The organism is Mesorhizobium sp. CNPSo 4684 (assembly GCF_057784315.1).
Map to the genome: position 1 here is coordinate 47542 of NZ_JBWLUX010000015.1, position 14843 is coordinate 62384.

At 63.9% G+C, this 14843-nt stretch carries 15 protein-coding genes; 10 read left to right on the plus strand and 5 right to left on the minus strand.

Annotation, left to right across the window (positions count from 1 at the left end; all coding sequences use genetic code 11):
* Window positions 1-3: 3 nt before the first annotated feature.
* Together AC04SG_RS15785 and AC04SG_RS15790 are read right to left on the minus strand one after the other, a co-directional pair.
* Window positions 4-2151, minus strand: coding sequence for a TonB-dependent hemoglobin/transferrin/lactoferrin family receptor (locus AC04SG_RS15785; RefSeq protein ID WP_488551801.1), 2148 nt, complete (start codon window positions 2149-2151; stop codon window positions 4-6).
* On the minus strand, window positions 2097-2414 hold the full coding sequence (locus AC04SG_RS15790; protein WP_488551802.1) for a hypothetical protein: 318 nt from the start codon (window positions 2412-2414) through the stop codon (window positions 2097-2099). The genes AC04SG_RS15785 and AC04SG_RS15790 overlap by 55 nt, the downstream gene beginning before the upstream one ends.
* Between AC04SG_RS15790 and hemP the strand changes: the two genes are divergently transcribed.
* The 5 genes from hemP to AC04SG_RS15815 are packed head-to-tail and all read left to right on the plus strand — an operon-like array spanning window position 2407 to window position 6518.
* Window positions 2407-2613: a hemin uptake protein HemP gene (gene hemP, locus AC04SG_RS15795; RefSeq protein WP_477231294.1), complete on the plus strand. Its 207-nt coding sequence runs from the start codon at window positions 2407-2409 to the stop codon at window positions 2611-2613. The two genes, AC04SG_RS15790 and hemP, sit on opposite strands and share 8 nt — an antisense overlap.
* A gap of 23 nt (window positions 2614-2636) precedes the next feature.
* Complete coding sequence (locus AC04SG_RS15800; RefSeq protein ID WP_488551803.1) at window positions 2637-3695, plus strand: hemin-degrading factor; 1059 nt, start codon at window positions 2637-2639, stop codon at window positions 3693-3695.
* 12 nt (window positions 3696-3707) lie between these two features.
* Window positions 3708-4604 carry a heme/hemin ABC transporter substrate-binding protein gene (locus tag AC04SG_RS15805; protein WP_488551930.1) on the plus strand — a complete coding sequence of 299 codons (897 nt, stop codon included), beginning with the start codon at window positions 3708-3710 and terminating at the stop codon, window positions 4602-4604.
* A 4-nt stretch (window positions 4605-4608) separates the two neighbouring features.
* Window positions 4609-5706 carry a FecCD family ABC transporter permease gene (locus AC04SG_RS15810; protein ID WP_488551804.1) on the plus strand — a complete coding sequence of 366 codons (1098 nt, stop codon included), beginning with the start codon at window positions 4609-4611 and terminating at the stop codon, window positions 5704-5706.
* Window positions 5707-5729: 23 nt separating this feature from the next.
* A complete protein-coding gene (locus AC04SG_RS15815; RefSeq protein WP_488551805.1) occupies window positions 5730-6518 on the plus strand; it encodes a heme ABC transporter ATP-binding protein in 789 nt (262 codons plus the stop codon).
* Between the two features lie 5 nt (window positions 6519-6523).
* Here the strand turns inward: AC04SG_RS15815 and rirA are convergent, their stop codons facing one another.
* A complete protein-coding gene (gene rirA, locus AC04SG_RS15820; protein ID WP_112565484.1) occupies window positions 6524-6985 on the minus strand; it encodes an iron-responsive transcriptional regulator RirA in 462 nt (153 codons plus the stop codon).
* Window positions 6986-7265: 280 nt separating this feature from the next.
* On the opposite strand from rirA, the gene AC04SG_RS15825 reads away from it, so the two are divergent.
* The 3 genes from AC04SG_RS15825 (at window position 7266) to AC04SG_RS15835 (ending at window position 9930) form a co-directional block, all read left to right on the plus strand.
* The gene (locus AC04SG_RS15825; protein ID WP_488551806.1) at window positions 7266-8561 is read left to right on the plus strand and encodes a DUF445 domain-containing protein; all 1296 of its coding nucleotides are present in this window, start codon (window positions 7266-7268) and stop codon (window positions 8559-8561) included.
* A gap of 267 nt (window positions 8562-8828) precedes the next feature.
* Entirely contained in the window at window positions 8829-9254 is a 426-nt protein-coding gene (locus AC04SG_RS15830; protein WP_488551807.1) for a phasin family protein, read from the plus strand.
* Between the two features lie 178 nt (window positions 9255-9432).
* Complete coding sequence (locus tag AC04SG_RS15835; protein WP_112565372.1) at window positions 9433-9930, plus strand: MaoC family dehydratase; 498 nt, start codon at window positions 9433-9435, stop codon at window positions 9928-9930.
* 15 nt (window positions 9931-9945) lie between these two features.
* Here the strand turns inward: AC04SG_RS15835 and AC04SG_RS15840 are convergent, their stop codons facing one another.
* Window positions 9946-11400: an MFS transporter gene (locus AC04SG_RS15840; protein WP_488551808.1), complete on the minus strand. Its 1455-nt coding sequence runs from the start codon at window positions 11398-11400 to the stop codon at window positions 9946-9948.
* 131 nt (window positions 11401-11531) lie between these two features.
* Between AC04SG_RS15840 and AC04SG_RS15845 the strand changes: the two genes are divergently transcribed.
* Window positions 11532-12425, plus strand: coding sequence for a LysR family transcriptional regulator (locus AC04SG_RS15845; protein ID WP_488551809.1), 894 nt, complete (start codon window positions 11532-11534; stop codon window positions 12423-12425).
* 4 nt (window positions 12426-12429) lie between these two features.
* Here the strand turns inward: AC04SG_RS15845 and AC04SG_RS15850 are convergent, their stop codons facing one another.
* Entirely contained in the window at window positions 12430-13779 is a 1350-nt protein-coding gene (locus AC04SG_RS15850) for an aminotransferase-like domain-containing protein (protein ID WP_488551931.1), read from the minus strand.
* Between the two features lie 190 nt (window positions 13780-13969).
* Here AC04SG_RS15850 and AC04SG_RS15855 point away from each other — a divergent pair, with 190 nt between their 5' ends.
* On the plus strand, window positions 13970-14833 hold the full coding sequence (locus AC04SG_RS15855) for a DMT family transporter (RefSeq protein WP_488551810.1): 864 nt from the start codon (window positions 13970-13972) through the stop codon (window positions 14831-14833).
* The last annotated feature ends 10 nt before the right edge of the window (window positions 14834-14843 follow it).

Here is a 14843-nt window from a genome sequence, read left to right on the forward strand (position 1 = left end):
GTGTCAGCCTCCAAAGCGCATGGTTGCGGCCAGCTTCAGCGTGATGCCGGGCTCGTAGATGACGGCGGTGGTGCCGCCGTTCAGCGGGTTGGTGTATTTGACATCGAACAAATTGTCGGCGCGGAAGTCCACCTTCAAATTGTCGGTTGCCTGGTAACTGGCGAAGGCGTTGACCAGCGTATAGTCCTTGGCAACGGGATTGCCCTTCGGCTTGCCGTTGTACTGCACCTCGCCGCCGACGGTCAGCCTATCCTCGAGGAAACGGAAGCCGAGCTGCCCGGTGACCTGCGAGGACGGGATGGTGGCAAGGTCGGCCCGCTCACCTTCATAGGAGATGGTGTGACCGTTGATGATAGAGGCCGACAGCCCGGCATAGCCCCAGGCGGCATCGTAGACGCTTTCCAGTTCGAAGCCGTTGATCTTGGCCTGGGCGAAGTTCTGGTACTGGAAGCAGATCGGGATGCCGGGGCCAAACGGGCAGCCGCTGGTCGGGTCGAATGCCGACAGCGTCACGCCCTCGATGTAGTCGTCGACATTGTTATGGAAGTAGGCGGCCTTGAGCCGAAATGCGTCGCCGGCTTCGATGATGTCGTTCAGCTTGTAGTTGACGCCGAATTCGGTGGTCTTGCCGGTTTCGGGCCGCAGGTTCGGGTTGGGCAGGAACGGGAAGGTGACGCCGGCCGGATGATTGCCGCTGATCAGCGTCTCGGTCAGCGACGGCGAGCGGTAGCCTTCGGCGTAGGTGCCATAGAATTGCAGGCTAGCCAGGCTGGCGCTTTCGAAGGGCGAGACCCCAACGGTGATGCGCGGCGACAGCCTGTCGCCTGAGGTTTCGTTGTCGGAGTCCTTCAGGCTGTAATTGTCGTAACGCAGGCCGGTGATGACTTCGAGCCAGTCCCAGCTCAACTTGTCCTGGATGTAGGCGCCCGAAACGTTGCGCTTGCCCGACGGCGTGTAGAAGCTGTCGCCGCCCGACGTGCCGCCGGTCTCGACATCGTCGCCGACCCAGTCGCCGCCATAAGTCAGCTCATGCGAGATGCCGGCGGTCTCCAAGCGCGACGTGTTCCAGATGTCGACGCCGGTGGTGCCGACATCGAAGGTCGACGTCGAGCCTGCCGGAAGCACGACGGGAAGACCGGTGACCGGATCGAAGCGGTTTTGCGGAACAAGCGTGGTCAGGTCGAGATTGGTCTTGTTGTAGGAGGCGTTGATGTGGAGATCGAGCCAGCTCTTGGCGTCGTCGGTGATACTGTAGCGGGCGGTGAAGGTGTTCGACTTCAGGTCGACATCGTTCGCCGGCACGCCGCCGCTGGTTTCCGTCCAGCCATCACTCGAACCGACCCAGCCGAGCTTCAATTCGCTGTCTTCACTCGGGCGGATGGTGGTCTTGAGCAGGCCGCTCAGCACGTCGAAGCCGGTGCCGGCGACGGTGTCGCCGCTGCCATTCTTGTAGTCGTCGTAGTCGCGGTAGACGATGTTGCCCAGGACATCCCAGTTGTCGTTGAATTTGTAGGCGCCGCTGGCGCTGGTGGTCCAGCCCTTGCCGTTGCTTTCATAGCGCCCGGTGATGGATGCGCCCCAGGTCTCGCCTGGCCTGAGGAAATCCTCGGCATCCTTGGTGTCGAAGAAGACGACGCCGCCGATGGCGCCGGAGCCATAGGTGTTGGCGGTCGGTCCGCGAATCACGTCGACGGACTTGATGAGTTCGGGATCGACATAGAAGGTCGACTGCGTGCCGTGGTCGGAGCGCTGGAAATTCTGCCTGGCGCCGTCGACGATCACCGCGACGCGGCCGAAATCCTGCAGGCCGCGGATGTTGATGCTGGAACTGACGCGCCGTGCGTCGGCCTGCACGGTAACGCCCGGCACGCCGAGCAGCGTTTCATTGGGTGTCGTCGCCATGCGGCGTTCGAGCTGTTCCTGGTCGACATGGCTGGCCGAGGCCAGCGATTCGATCGCCGTTTCGCCGGTGCGGCTGATGACGAGGATCTTGTCGAGCAGCGTCACGCCGGCCGGCGCGGGCTTGGTGTCCTCGGTTTTCTTGCTCGGATCAGTCTGCTGCTGGTCGGTAGCTTGTTGTGCGCTGGCCGGCGGCGTCAACAATGCGATCGCTGCTGCCCCCGCAAGCAAGGCTGCAATTGCCTTTGCCATAGGCCGATGCGCCGGATCGGCGTTTGCCAGATCCAGTCGTCCACGATTTGCCAACCCCATTGCCCCAACTCCAGGTTCGATGCTGGCTGGCGGCGGCGCTCGCTGGCATTTTTCATTTCGTCCGGCGTCTTAAATGTTGACTCATTTGGTCCGGTAATGCACTGACTAATAAACATGACTATTCGAGTCAAGAAATGAATCGGCATTTTTGCAACGCCTAGCCAGACGCCCGGCACAGGAAAGGGATCGACAGAAATGAACACCCACAATCCCAACGACTTCCGTTACCGCGTCCGCCGTTCCGAGGAGGCGCCAGCCCGTTTCGACCGGGTGCCGCTGGCGGTGCGGACCTTGTCGTCCAACACGCTGTTCCAGGGCGAGCACGAGATCGGCATCGAGCACCATGGCGCGCTCTACCGGCTCAAGATCACCCGTCAGGGCAAGCTCATCCTCAACAAGTGACGAACCAGACAGGTAAGTAGGGCATGGACCAGCGCGTAAAACCCGCTCCGCGTGAAATCCGGCGGGCGCGGGCAGATAATCCGAAAGCGCGCGAGCGCGATCTTGCCGCCGAACTCGGCATTTCGGAGGCCGAACTGGTCGCCGCCCATTGCGGCGAGGGGGTCGTGCGCGTCGAGCCGCGCGTCAACGATCTGCTGACCGGCCTCGACGCCGTCGGCGAAGTGATGGCGCTGACCCGCAACGAAAGCGCGGTGCACGAGAAGATCGGCGTCTACGACAAGGTCGTGCCGGGCACGCACAATGCCATGGTGCTCGGCGAAAACATCGACCTGCGCATCTTTCCCAAAGTCTGGGCGCATGGTTTTGCCGTGGAAAAGCGCGACGGCGGCGACATCCGCCGCAGCCTGCAATTCTTCGACGAGGCGGGCGATGCGGTGCACAAGGTGCATCTGCGGCCGGCGTCCAATCTTTACGCCTATCAGAAGCTGGTGGCTGGGCTCGAATCGTCGAACCAGGAGCCGACCGTTTCTGTCGCAGGCTTGGCCGAGGACGACGCTGAAACGCCAGGCGTCGCCGCAAACATCGATGATCTGCGTGACCGCTGGAGCCGGCTGACTGATGTGCACCAGTTCTTCGGCATGCTGAAGGCGCTGAAACTCAGCCGCCGCCAAGCCGTGCGCATGGTCGGCCAGGATTATGCCTGGCTGCTCGACAATGACGCCGTCAGCGCCATGTTCCATCATGCCGCCGCCGGCGGCATGCCGATCATGTGCTTCGTCGGCAACCGCGGCTGCATCCAGATCCATTCAGGCCCGGTCAAGTCGATCAAGCCGATGGGGCCGTGGATCAACGTCATGGACGAGACTTTCCATCTGCATTTGCGCACCGATCACATCCAGGAGGTCTGGGCCGTGCGCAAGCCGACCAAGGACGGTCATGTCACCTCGCTCGAAGCCTATGGCGCCGACGGCAAGATGATCATCCAGTTCTTCGGCAAGCGCCATGAAGGCGAAGGCGAGCGCGACGACTGGCGGTTCCTGGCCGAAAACCTGCCGCGCATTCCAAGCCCGACCGCAGCCTGAGGACCCATGACCATGTTTTCTTTTCCCAGGCTGTTCGGCTTGCGGCTTGCTTCGACGATCGGCCTTTCGCTGCTGATTGCCGCCTTGCCGGCACGTGCAGCTGAAGGTGTCGCTGTCTTTGCCGACACATCCAGGATTACGGCGATTGGCGGCTCCATCACCGAGATCGTCTACGCGCTTGGCGAAGAGGGCCATCTCGTCGCCCGCGATTCGACCAGCCGCTACCCCGCCGCCGCGATGGCGCTGCCCGACGTCGGCTATATGCGCCAGCTGTCGGCGGAAGGTGTTTTGTCGGTCAATCCGTCCGGCATCCTGGCGCTGCATGGCAGCGGGCCGAAGGAAGCGGTCGATGTGCTGAAGAAGTCGAGCGTTCCGTTCATCGACGTGCCCGAGCACTATAGCCATGACGGCATCCTGGAAAAGATCCGCATCGTCGGCAAGGCGCTCGGCGTCGACGCCAAGGCCGAGACGCTTGCTGCCGAGACCGATGCCAAGCTGAAGGCGGCCGAAAAACAGACGGCGTCGATCAAGGAGCGCAAGCGCATCCTGTTCGTGCTGTCTATCCAGGGCGGCAAGATCCTCGCCGCCGGCAGCGACACTGCCGGCGATGGCATCATCAAGCTCGCCGGCGCGGTCAATGCGGTCGAAGGTTTTTCCGGCTACAAGCTGATGTCCGACGAGGCCATCGTCACCGCCAGGCCCGACGTGATCCTGGCGATGAAAAATGCCGGACCGCCGATTGCGGAGGCTGAGCTGTTCGCCATCCCGTCGATCACCTCGACGCCGGCGGGTGAAGGCCACAAACTGATCCTGATCGATGGCAGCTATTTGCTTGGCTTCGGGCCGCGCACGGCCAACGCCATTCACGATCTCGCCGTCTCGCTCTATGGCAGTCAGGTCACGGACTGAGCGAATGGTGGATCAGTCGATCGCCGGCGCGGCGGGCAAGGTGGTGGCCGAAGGCGATCGTTCGGGGCGCGCGCGCCTGGTTATTTTGCTCCTGTGCGTGGTTCTTGCGCTTTCCATGTTCCTGTCGCTGACATCGGGCGCCTCCGATGCGTCGGCCGTCGGCGTCATTCGTGACTGGCTGACCGGCGTTGTCCCGGCCGATGCCGCACTCGGCGCTCGCGACCGGCTGATCGTCTACGACATTCGCATGCCGCGCGTGCTGCTCGGCGTGCTCATCGGAGCGGCACTCGCCGTGTCGGGCGCGGTGATGCAGGGCCTGTTTCGCAATCCGCTCGCCGACCCCGGCCTGATCGGGGTGTCAGCCGGATCGAGCCTGGGCGCCGTCGCCGTCATCGTGCTTGGGACGACCTGGCTGGCGCCGCTGACTTTGGCGCTGGGCAGGATGGCCTTGCCGCTCGCCGCCTTTTGCGGTGGGTTTGCGGTGACGCTGGTGCTCTACCGCGTCGCCACGCGGCAGGGGCGCACCTCGGTCGCCACCATGCTGCTTGCCGGCATTGCGCTCGCCGCACTTGCCATGGCGCTGACCGGCATCCTCATCTTCATGGCTGACGACCGGCAATTGCGCGACCTGACCTTCTGGCAACTGGGCTCGCTTGGCGGCGCCACCTGGCCGAAGATCGCCTCCGTCGGCCCGATCATCGTTCTGGCGCTGGCGGCAATGCCGTTCATGGCCCGCGGGCTCAATGCACTGGCGCTCGGCGAGGCGACAGCCGGCCATCTCGGCATCCCGGTGCAGCGGCTGAAATACACCGCGATCGTCGGTGTCTCGGCCGCAGTCGGCGCTTCGGTCGCGGTCAGCGGCGGTATCGGCTTCGTCGGCATCGTCGTACCGCATCTGCTGCGGCTGCTGATCGGTCCGGACAATCGCTATCTCTTGCCGGCATCGGCGCTGCTCGGCGCCTCGATGCTGCTTCTGGCCGATGCCGTCGCCCGTGTCATCGTTGCGCCGGCCGAATTGCCGATCGGCATCGTCACGGCGATCGCAGGCGCGCCGTTCTTTCTCTGGATCCTGCTGCGCAAGCGCGGCGTAATCGATTTGTAAGACTTGAAACCTGTGAGGCGGGCATGATCGAAGCACGCGATGTCTCGGTGGCGATCGGCGGCAAGCGCATTGTCACCGATGTCGACTTTACCGCGCGGCCCGGCGAGATCGCGGCAATCGTCGGGCCTAACGGCTCGGGCAAGACCACCTTTCTCAAGGCACTGTCAGGTGATCTGCCGTTTTCAGGAACGGTTGATATCAACGGCCGCGACCTGGCGGCGATGAAGCCGGTGGAGGCTGCAGCCGCGCGTGCCGTGCTGCCGCAGGCGACGACGCTGTCGTTCCCTTTCACCGTGCGCGAAGTGGTCAGGCTCGGTCTTGTCGGCGGCCGCTCCGGCATGCTGCCGGGCGAAAACGACCGACTGCCGGAGCGGGCGCTGGCTCGTGTGGATCTCGACGGCTTTGCCGGCCGGTTCTACCAGGAGCTTTCGGGCGGCGAACAGCAGCGTGTGCAGCTGGCGCGCGTGCTGTGCCAGGTCTGGGCGCCGGTGCTCGACGGCAAGCCGCGTTACCTGTTCCTCGACGAGCCGGTTTCCAGCCTCGACATCAAGCACCAGCTGATCATCATGAACATTGCCCGAGATTTCGCCCGGCGCGGCGGCGGCGTGATTGCCATCCTGCACGACCTCAATCTGACGGCCATGTATGCGGACCGGGTTTTCGTCATGCATCGCGGCCGGCTCGCCGCTGACGGTTCGCCGCAAGAGGTGCTGAGCGACGACCTGATCGAAAAAGTCTTCGATTGCCGGCTGCGGGTCGGCGTGTTGCCGGCCGCCAACATGCCGTTTGTTTTGCCGCAGTCCGCTGTCTAGAAAGTTCAGGCGGCCGGAGCGCGCTGCACCAGCATGTCGATGCCGAGCAAATGGCGCACGTTCGGCCGCGCCGCCACCATATCGGCAATCGTGTAGCGGGAGAGTACGGCAAAGAAGGCGTTGAGCGCCTCGCGCAGCGCCGAGTTGAGGGCGCAGCTGTCGACCAGCGGGCATTCGGCGGCGTCGTTCTCGAAGCACTCGGCCATGGCGAAGCTCTCTTCGGTCACCCGCACGACGTCGAACAGGTTGATCTGCTCGGCGGGACGGCCAAGCCTGACGCCGCCATTGCGGCCGCGCACCGTCTCGACCAGACCGTGTTCGACCAGCGGCTGCAGGATCTTGAACAGGAAAAGCTCCGACACAGAATAAGCGGCCGCGATCTCCGGAATGCGGCTCAGCCTCTCGGTGTTTGCCGCGCAATACATCAGGATGCGCATGGCGTAGTTGGTCTGGCGCGTTAACCGCATTTCATTCCTCACCAAGTGCTGGCGCATTGGAACTGCACCAGATTTTAGATTTGTGCTGGTGCGGCTTTCTCACCCGGAGTTTCGGATTCGCCCACACTGGCCTCTAGGGAATATGGCCTATACCTTGGAACAATTCCAGACTGGGATTGCAGGATAGATGAATATTCCTGTCAACTTTGTGTGCGTAATCGGCATGCCTTGAGGCGAAATCGGCCGTCCTGTCATGTCACGGGCCGAAACAGTCCCTAAATACCCTGAGATCGACGAGGAGCGGCCCACAATGTCTCAATCGGCCCCGTCCCTGGTGTCCGGCGGTTTCGATACCGAAGCAGGCGCCAAGCTTTCCGCGCTGCGGTGGACAAAGTTCCTCGCCACGGCCGCGCTGGCGCTTTGCGTCGTGGTCTTTGCCGTCGCCAAATCGTTCGAGGGCACTTATCCGTGGCTGGGCTTTGTCGCGGCCTTCGCGGAGGCGGCGACCATCGGCGGCCTGGCAGACTGGTATGCGGTGGTGGCGCTGTTCAAGCGGCCGCTCGGCCTGCCGATCCCGCACACAGCCATCATCCCGGCGAACCAGAACCGCATCGCCGACAATCTCGGCCGCTTTATCGAGGTCAATTTCCTGGCGCCCGAGCCGGTGCGCAAAAAACTCGCCGAGGTCGATTTTGCGGTGCTTGTGGCCGACTGGCTGACTGACGCCGAACGCTCTGCCGGCCTGTCACGCTTTGTCGTGCAGCTGGTGCCGCAGACGCTTGCGGCAATCGAGCAATCCGGCCTGCGTGGTTTCGTCACCAGCCGCATGCTGGAGCAGATCGACAAGGTGCCGCTGGCGCCGCTGGCGGCCGAGCTGCTGTCGGCGCTTACCGACGACCGCCGCCATCAGAAACTGTTCGATGAGTTCACCCGGGTGATCGGCCGGTTCCTGAACGACGAAGAGGCGCTGGCGACCATGCGCGAAAAAATCCGCGAGGAATTGCCGTCGCTGTTCAACCTGTTCCGCGCTGACGCTTACCTGTTGAAGAAAATCGTAGCGTCCGCCGGTTCGCTGCTCGACGAGGTGCGGGCCGATCCCGATCACCCGATGCGCGCCGAATTCGATCGTTTCGCGCATTCCTTCATCGAGCGGCTCAGGACCTCGAAGCAATACGCCAAGCGGGCCGAGAAACTGAAGCGCGATTTTCTGGCGCGGCCGGAGGTCAAGGCGCTGGCCAGCGACATGTGGGAGAGTCTGCGCCTGTTCATCGAACAGGACGCCAAGGCGGAGAATTCGATTGTCCGCGAGCATCTCGCTAACATGTTCGTCGAAGTCGGCCGCCATCTTGCCGGCGATCCGCAGATCAGGGCCGACATGAACCAGGGCTTTGTCGTGGCGCTGGCCTCGTTCGTGGAGAGCCAGAAAAGCGGCGTGTCGACATTCATCGCCGACCAGGTCAAGCGCTGGGACCTTGCCCAGCTGACCAGGCTGATCGAGATGAACATCGGCAGGGACCTGCAATATATCCGCTTCAACGGCATGATCATCGGCGGCCTTGCCGGCGTCGCGCTCTATGTTGGTGAGCTGCTGTTGCTTGCCGGTTGACCTGCTCTTTGTTGGAGCATGATCTTTTTCCGAAAACCGGTTCCCACTTTTCGGGATCATGCTCGCCGCCAAATTGCATTGCGCGGGCGAATGGACACGCGGCGCGCGAGTGCTATTGTCCAGCCTAGAGCAGTTCACCGTTTCACGGAAAACGGCGACCTGCTCTAACTCTTTGTTTTGACGCAATTCCGGACGGAAAACCGTTTCACACTTTTCCTGGAATTGCTCTGGGTTCAGCATTTGCGCAAACTGGGGAGCAAGCGACCAATGGCCAAACAACCCGAATCCGATTCTTTCCTGGACATGTTCAGCCGGTTCGGCCGCGACCTGAAGGTGCCGAATGTCGAGGCGATCCTCGCGCATCACCGCAAGAACCTCGAGGCGCTGGAGAAATCGGCGCGGGCGGGGGCTGCCGGCGCGACCTCGCTGCTGTCCCGGCAGCGCGAGATGCTGCAGGACACGCTGCGCGAAATCAGCGACATGGCGCAGAACTACAAGGCGCCGGGCAATCCGCAGGAGTTGATGGCGAAACAGGCGGAGTTCGCCAAGAAATCCTTCGAAGCCGCCCTGAAAAATGCCAGCGAAGTGGCCGAACTGGTCAAGAGGTCCGGCACCGAATCCGTCGAAATCCTGCGCGAGCGCATCAAGGAAGCGATGGAGGAAATCCGCTCCGGCTACGAGAAGAAGAAGTGATCTTGGGCACGGCCTGACCCGCTGCCCGCCGCCTCTGCACAGACGGCCGTTTGCGGCGCATGGCCATGGATGAGGCGTACCGTTCGGCGGAAAATGACGGAACGGAATCGCAACAGGCGAATTGACAGGGGCGGTCGGTTCGTGGTCCGAGGCATTTGGAGCCATCGGGAAAGCAGGAATGACGGAAATACGGCCGAAAACGCCGCCGACCTTTGAGCAGCTAAGGGCGATGGCCGGGCAGGAGCTCGGCGTGTCGGAATGGACGACGATCGACCAGAGCCGCATCAACCAGTTCGCCGAATGCACCGGCGACCATCAGTGGATTCACGTCGATCCGGAGCGGGCCAAGCGGCAAAGCCCGTTTCGCACCACGATCGCGCATGGCTATCTGACGCTGTCGATCATCGGCGCACTGGCGCTCGATCTGGGCGTCGTGCCCGAAAACACGCAGGCCGCCTTCAACTACGGCTTCGACAAGGTGCGTTTCCTGGCGCCGGTCAGGGTCGGCGCACGAATCAGGCTGCGCTCGACGCTGTTGTCGGTGGAGGACAGGGGGCCGGGCCAGTATCTGATGAAGGCCGCCAACACCGTCGAGATCGAGGGTGAGCAGAGGCCGGCTTTGACTGCCGAAACGCTGGTCATGCTCTATGAGCGCCGCAAGCGGGCCGCAACTTAAGCACCCTACCTTCGATCACGATGGCGGTTGCCGCGACGATGACCTGTCGGCTGATCGGGCCGATAGCAGCGCCAGCAACAGTGCAGCCACTGCCATAGCCGTTGCTGCCTGAAAGGTGACGAGCATTCCGTGCGCGGCTGCTGCTGAGGCCGACACCTCCTGGCCTTGCCGCCCTCCCGTCGATGCGGCCGCAAAGATGGCGCCCATCAGCGATGCGCCGGTGATCAGGCCGAGATTGCGCGACAGATTGAGCAGGCCGGACACGACGCCGCGCTCACCGGCGGCGACACCGCCCATGACGGCGGCATTGTTGGATGTCTGGAACAGGGCGTAGCCGAAGCAGGTGACGGCGATCGGCATGACATAGCTGGCAATGCCGAGTTTTGTCATGGCGAGCGACAAAAGCGAGGTGCCGATGGCGAGGGCGAGCAGCCCGGCGATCATCATCCTGTTGGCACCGAAGCGATCGGTGAGGCGGCCGGCGATAAGCGCCGAGAGCGCCGAGACCAGCGGACCGGTCGACAGCACCACGCCGACGATTGCGGCATCGAGCCCGAGCCCGCGCGCCAGATAGAATGGAGCGACCACCAGCGTTGCCATCATGATCGTGGCGACGACGAGGTTCATGGCGAGGCTGGCGGTGAGGCGGATGTCGTACAACCGGGCAAGCCGGATCAAGGGATTCTTCGCCCTCGTTTGCACAACGCCGAACATAACGACGCCGATGCCGGCCGCGATCAGCAGGCCGATGTTGAGGGCGCCGAAATTGCCGCGACCGAGCGTCATGGCCAGCGCATAGGCGGCGAGCGTCAACGTGAGCAGCACGGTGCCCACTGCATCGAAGCTGCCTCGATCGGCTTCGACAGCCTTGCCGCGGGCAGGCAGGGCCAACCAGGCGAGGGCGAAGGCCGCGACGCCGAGCGGGACATTGACGAGGAAGATCGCCCGCCAGCCGAAGCCGGCGATCAGCAAGCCGCCGAGCGAGGGGCCGAGCGTCGTGCCGATCGCCGACATGGCGCCGAGCAGGCCCATGGCGCTGCCGGTTTGTTCCTTGGCCACGGTCTCAGCGACAAAGGCCAGCGTCAGCGCCATCATCAGCGCCGCGCCCAATCCTTGCACGGCGCGCGCCGCGATCAGCAGCCACAGCGTCGGCGCCAGGCCGCAGAGCACCGAGGCCAGCGTGAACAGCGCGATGCCGCCAAGCAGCAACGGCCGGCGGCCGACCATGTCGGCCAGCCGTCCGGCGCTGACGATCAAGGCGGTGATGGCGAGCAGATAGGCCAGTACCACCCATTGCACCGACTGGAACGACGAGCCGAAGGCCTGCATCAGGGACGGCAGGCCGACGCTGGCAACGCTGGTGCCAAGCGACGACAGCAGCGTGGCGAGCGACAGGCTGGCCAGCGCCAGGACTGCGGACTGGGTTTGTCGCGGCACCGATGCGCGCTCGTTCTGCTCAGCAATTGCCATGGCGATCTCCTTCTTTCAGGCCCGGGAAACGGACCTGTTGGAGATCTAATTTCTGAAGTGGCATAGCGAAAGGCGCAGCATTTGCATCTTATCCATGCATCAAACGCCATGTCATGTGTTACAATCCGTTGATGACATCGCCCGATCTCAACCTGCTGTTCGCGCTCGACGTCCTTTTGGCCGAAGGCAGTGTGGCGCGCGCCGCGAGCCGGCTGCGGCTCAGCCCTTCGGCGATGAGCCGCACGCTGGCGCGGCTGCGCGAGGCGACCGGCGATCCGCTGCTGGTTCGGGCCGGCCGGGGCCTGGTGCCGACCCCACGGGCGGAGGAATTGCGTCAGCGGGCTGGCCGCGTCGTTGGGGATGCCGAGGCGTTGCTGCGCCCTGCCAGGCTCCTCGATCTCGCGAAGCTGGACCGGATCTTCACGCTGCGCACCAATGAGGGCTTCGTCGAGGAGTTTGGACCGCGTCTTGTCGCCCGCATCCAGGCCGAGGCGCCCGGCGCGCGGCTGCGCTTTGCGCCCAAAGCCGACAAGGATGTCGCCTCGCTGCGCGACGCGGCGATCGACCTGGAAATCGGCGTTGCAGGCGAAACCGGACCTGAAGTGCGCATACAGGCGCTGTTCCGCGACCGCTTTGTCGGCGCGGTGCGAGCGGGTCACCCGTTGAGCGAAGGCGTGGTGACGCCCGAACGCTATGCCGCCGGCCGCCACATCAGCGTTTCAAGACGTGGCCGGGAGAGGGGACCGATCGATGAGGCGCTGGCACAACTTGGCCTGCAGCGGACCGTGGTGTGCATGGTTTCCGGCTTCTCGGCAGCACTCGCCATGGCGCGCGATTCCGATCTGATCGCCAGCATCCCCGAACGGCATACGCAAGGCGCACGCGCCGGCATGGTCAGCTTTCCGCTACCGGTCGCCACGGTCGAGGTGACCATCTCGATGCTCTGGCATCCGCGGCTTGATGCTGACCCGGCGCAGCGCTGGCTGCGCGATTGCGTGCGCGAGGTCTGCGCGGCCTCTCGGTGAGCGATCAGCTCGCCATTGCCGTCTCAAGCACCCGGAAAATCCGCTCATCTGCGCACTGGGCAACGTTGAAGCGCAGGAAGCGGCTGGCGGTTCCCGACAGGCTGAACGCGTTGCCGGGCGCCAGCACGATGTTGTCGGCCAAGGCACGGCGGGCGATGTCGGCGGCATCCACGCCATCGGGCAGGCTGCACCACAAAAACAAGCCGGCGGGCTGGTCGATCCATGGCGTGATGCCGATCGTTTTCAGGCGCGCGCCCGTCTCGCCCATAGCGCGGGAAAGGCGCGCCCGCAGCAGATCCATGTGCTTGCGATAGCTGCCGTCCCTGAGCAGCGCCAGCACCAGCTCGGCCGCCAGCCGGCCGCCGCCGAAAGTGGTGGCGATCTTGAGGTCGGTGAGCTGTTCGATCCAGTCGCGGGGTGCGGCGATGAAGCCGCAGCGAACCGAAGCCGACAAAGTCTTGGAGAAACTGCCGATGTGGACGACGCGACTGAGGCCGTCGAATGCAGCAAGGCGCGGGGCGGGGCTGTGTTCAAAATCGGCGAAGATGTCGTCCTCGATGATGGTCAGGTCCGACTGGTCGGCGAGCTTCAACAGCCGGTGCGCGGTGACCGGCGACAGGATCGCGCCGGTCGGGTTGTGGATGGCGGAATTGGTGATGTAGAGGCGCGGCTTGTGCTCGGCCAGCACCTGCGCGAACAGCTCGATGTCAGGTCCCGTTTGCGTGTAAGGCACGCTGACGACCTTGGCACGGTGGGCGCGCAGCAGCGCGTGAAAATTGAAATAGCAGGGATCGTCGACCAGCACGGTATCGCCGGGCTCGATCAGGAACCGGCACAGGAGATCGATGGCCTGCGTGCCGGATTCCGTCAGCATGATCTGTTCGGGTGAAACGTCGATGCCATGCCCTTCCATTCGTCGCGCCAGCAATTGCCTGAGCGACGGCAGGCCGAGCGGCGTGCCGTAATCGGCGAGGTCGACATCGTCGGCTCGCGCCACCGTGCGCAGCGCCCGGCGCAAGGCGGACTGCGGCATCCACGAGGCCGGCATCCAGCCGCAGCCGGGTTTCAGCATTTCGCTGCCGGCTTCCAGCGACTGGCGCGAGACCCAGAGCGGATCGATGGCGCGATCGAGCCTGGGTCCGATCTCGGCCAGCGAGAGCGGCGCCAACGATCCGGCGGCATAAAAGCCCGAGCCCGGCCGCGAGCGGATCGCGCCTTCGGCGGCAAGCCGCTCATAGGCCTCGACCACGGTCGACTTGGACACCTGCATGGCTTTGGCGAAAGCGCGGATCGAGGGCAGCCGCGCGCCAGGCGTCAGGCTGCGCGCGGCAATCCGCTGGCGAATGGTCGCCATGACAGTTTCGACAAGCGTGTGGGAGATGGTCGTGGTCGCGGCAAGGGCGTCTGCAGGGTTGGTTTTGAGAGCGCGTTCGATCATCTGTATTGCTCAATCGACCATTACAGTTTTGCAAAATTGTACCGCATTGTCTCTGGCATTTCCATACCCTCCGGCCCGATAGAGGGTAAAAGCAATGGAGCCTGGAATGGACAAGAGCGCGAGCGGGTGGGTGAACGGATTCGTCGGCGTGTTGATCTTCTCAGGCTCGCTGCCGGCGACGCGCGTGGCGGTGGCGGATTTCGATCCGACCTTCCTGACTTCGGCCCGCGCGGCGATTGCCGGACTGCTCGGTCTGGCGATGCTCATTCTGTTCCGGCAGAAGCGCCCGGAGCGCAGCGATTTTCTGTCGCTGGTGATCGTGGCCCTTGGCGTGGTTGTCGGCTTTCCCTTGCTGACGGCGCTGGCGCTCAAGCACGTCACCTCTGCCCATTCCATCATCTTCGTCGGCCTGCTGCCGCTGGCCACTGCGATCTTCGGCGTGCTGCGCGGCGGAGAGCGTCCACGGCCGGCCTTCTGTCTGTTTTCCTGCATCGGCAGCGCGCTGGTCGCCGGTTTTGCCCTGATGCAAGGCGTGACGGCGTCACCGGTGGGCGACGGTCTGATGCTGGCCGCCATCATCGTCTGCGGACTGGGCTACGCGGAAGGAGCCGCGCTGTCGCGCCGGCTCGGCGGCTGGCAGGTCATTTGCTGGGCGTTGGCGATCTCGCTGCCGATCATGCTGGTGCTGACGTTCGCAACGCTACCGCAATCCTTTGCCGCCATCGGCTCCGGCGCTTGGGCAGGTCTCGCCTATGTCTCGCTGTTCAGCATGCTGATCGGCTTCGTGTTCTGGTACCGCGGCCTGGCGCAAGGCGGCATCGCCGTCGTGGGACAATTGCAGCTGCTGCAGCCTTTCTTCGGCCTCGCTTTGGCGGCGACGCTGCTGCACGAACAGGTAAGCCCGCTGATGGTTGTCGTTACACTCGGCGTCGTCGCGTGTGTGTTCGGGGCGAAGAAGTTCGCGCGGTAGTTTGGGTGCG

Bases quoted from the DNA above. Each gene is read 5' to 3' on its own strand.
- AC04SG_RS15785 (WP_488551801.1), bottom strand. From the start codon at position 2,151: ATGGCAAAGGCAATTGCAGCCTTGCTTGCGGGGGCAGCAGCGATCGCA.
- hemP (WP_477231294.1), top strand. From the start codon at position 2,407: ATGAACACCCACAATCCCAACGACTTCCGTTACCGCGTCCGCCGTTCC.
- AC04SG_RS15800 (WP_488551803.1), top strand. From the start codon at position 2,637: ATGGACCAGCGCGTAAAACCCGCTCCGCGTGAAATCCGGCGGGCGCGG.
- AC04SG_RS15805 (WP_488551930.1), top strand. From the start codon at position 3,708: ATGTTTTCTTTTCCCAGGCTGTTCGGCTTGCGGCTTGCTTCGACGATC.
- AC04SG_RS15810 (WP_488551804.1), top strand. From the start codon at position 4,609: ATGGTGGATCAGTCGATCGCCGGCGCGGCGGGCAAGGTGGTGGCCGAA.
- AC04SG_RS15815 (WP_488551805.1), top strand. From the start codon at position 5,730: ATGATCGAAGCACGCGATGTCTCGGTGGCGATCGGCGGCAAGCGCATT.
- rirA (WP_112565484.1), bottom strand. From the start codon at position 6,985: ATGCGGTTAACGCGCCAGACCAACTACGCCATGCGCATCCTGATGTAT.
- AC04SG_RS15825 (WP_488551806.1), top strand. From the start codon at position 7,266: ATGTCTCAATCGGCCCCGTCCCTGGTGTCCGGCGGTTTCGATACCGAA.
- AC04SG_RS15830 (WP_488551807.1), top strand. From the start codon at position 8,829: ATGGCCAAACAACCCGAATCCGATTCTTTCCTGGACATGTTCAGCCGG.
- AC04SG_RS15835 (WP_112565372.1), top strand. From the start codon at position 9,433: ATGACGGAAATACGGCCGAAAACGCCGCCGACCTTTGAGCAGCTAAGG.
- AC04SG_RS15840 (WP_488551808.1), bottom strand. From the start codon at position 11,400: ATGGCAATTGCTGAGCAGAACGAGCGCGCATCGGTGCCGCGACAAACC.
- AC04SG_RS15845 (WP_488551809.1), top strand. From the start codon at position 11,532: ATGACATCGCCCGATCTCAACCTGCTGTTCGCGCTCGACGTCCTTTTG.
- AC04SG_RS15850 (WP_488551931.1), bottom strand. From the start codon at position 13,779: ATGGCGACCATTCGCCAGCGGATTGCCGCGCGCAGCCTGACGCCTGGC.
- AC04SG_RS15855 (WP_488551810.1), top strand. From the start codon at position 13,970: ATGGACAAGAGCGCGAGCGGGTGGGTGAACGGATTCGTCGGCGTGTTG.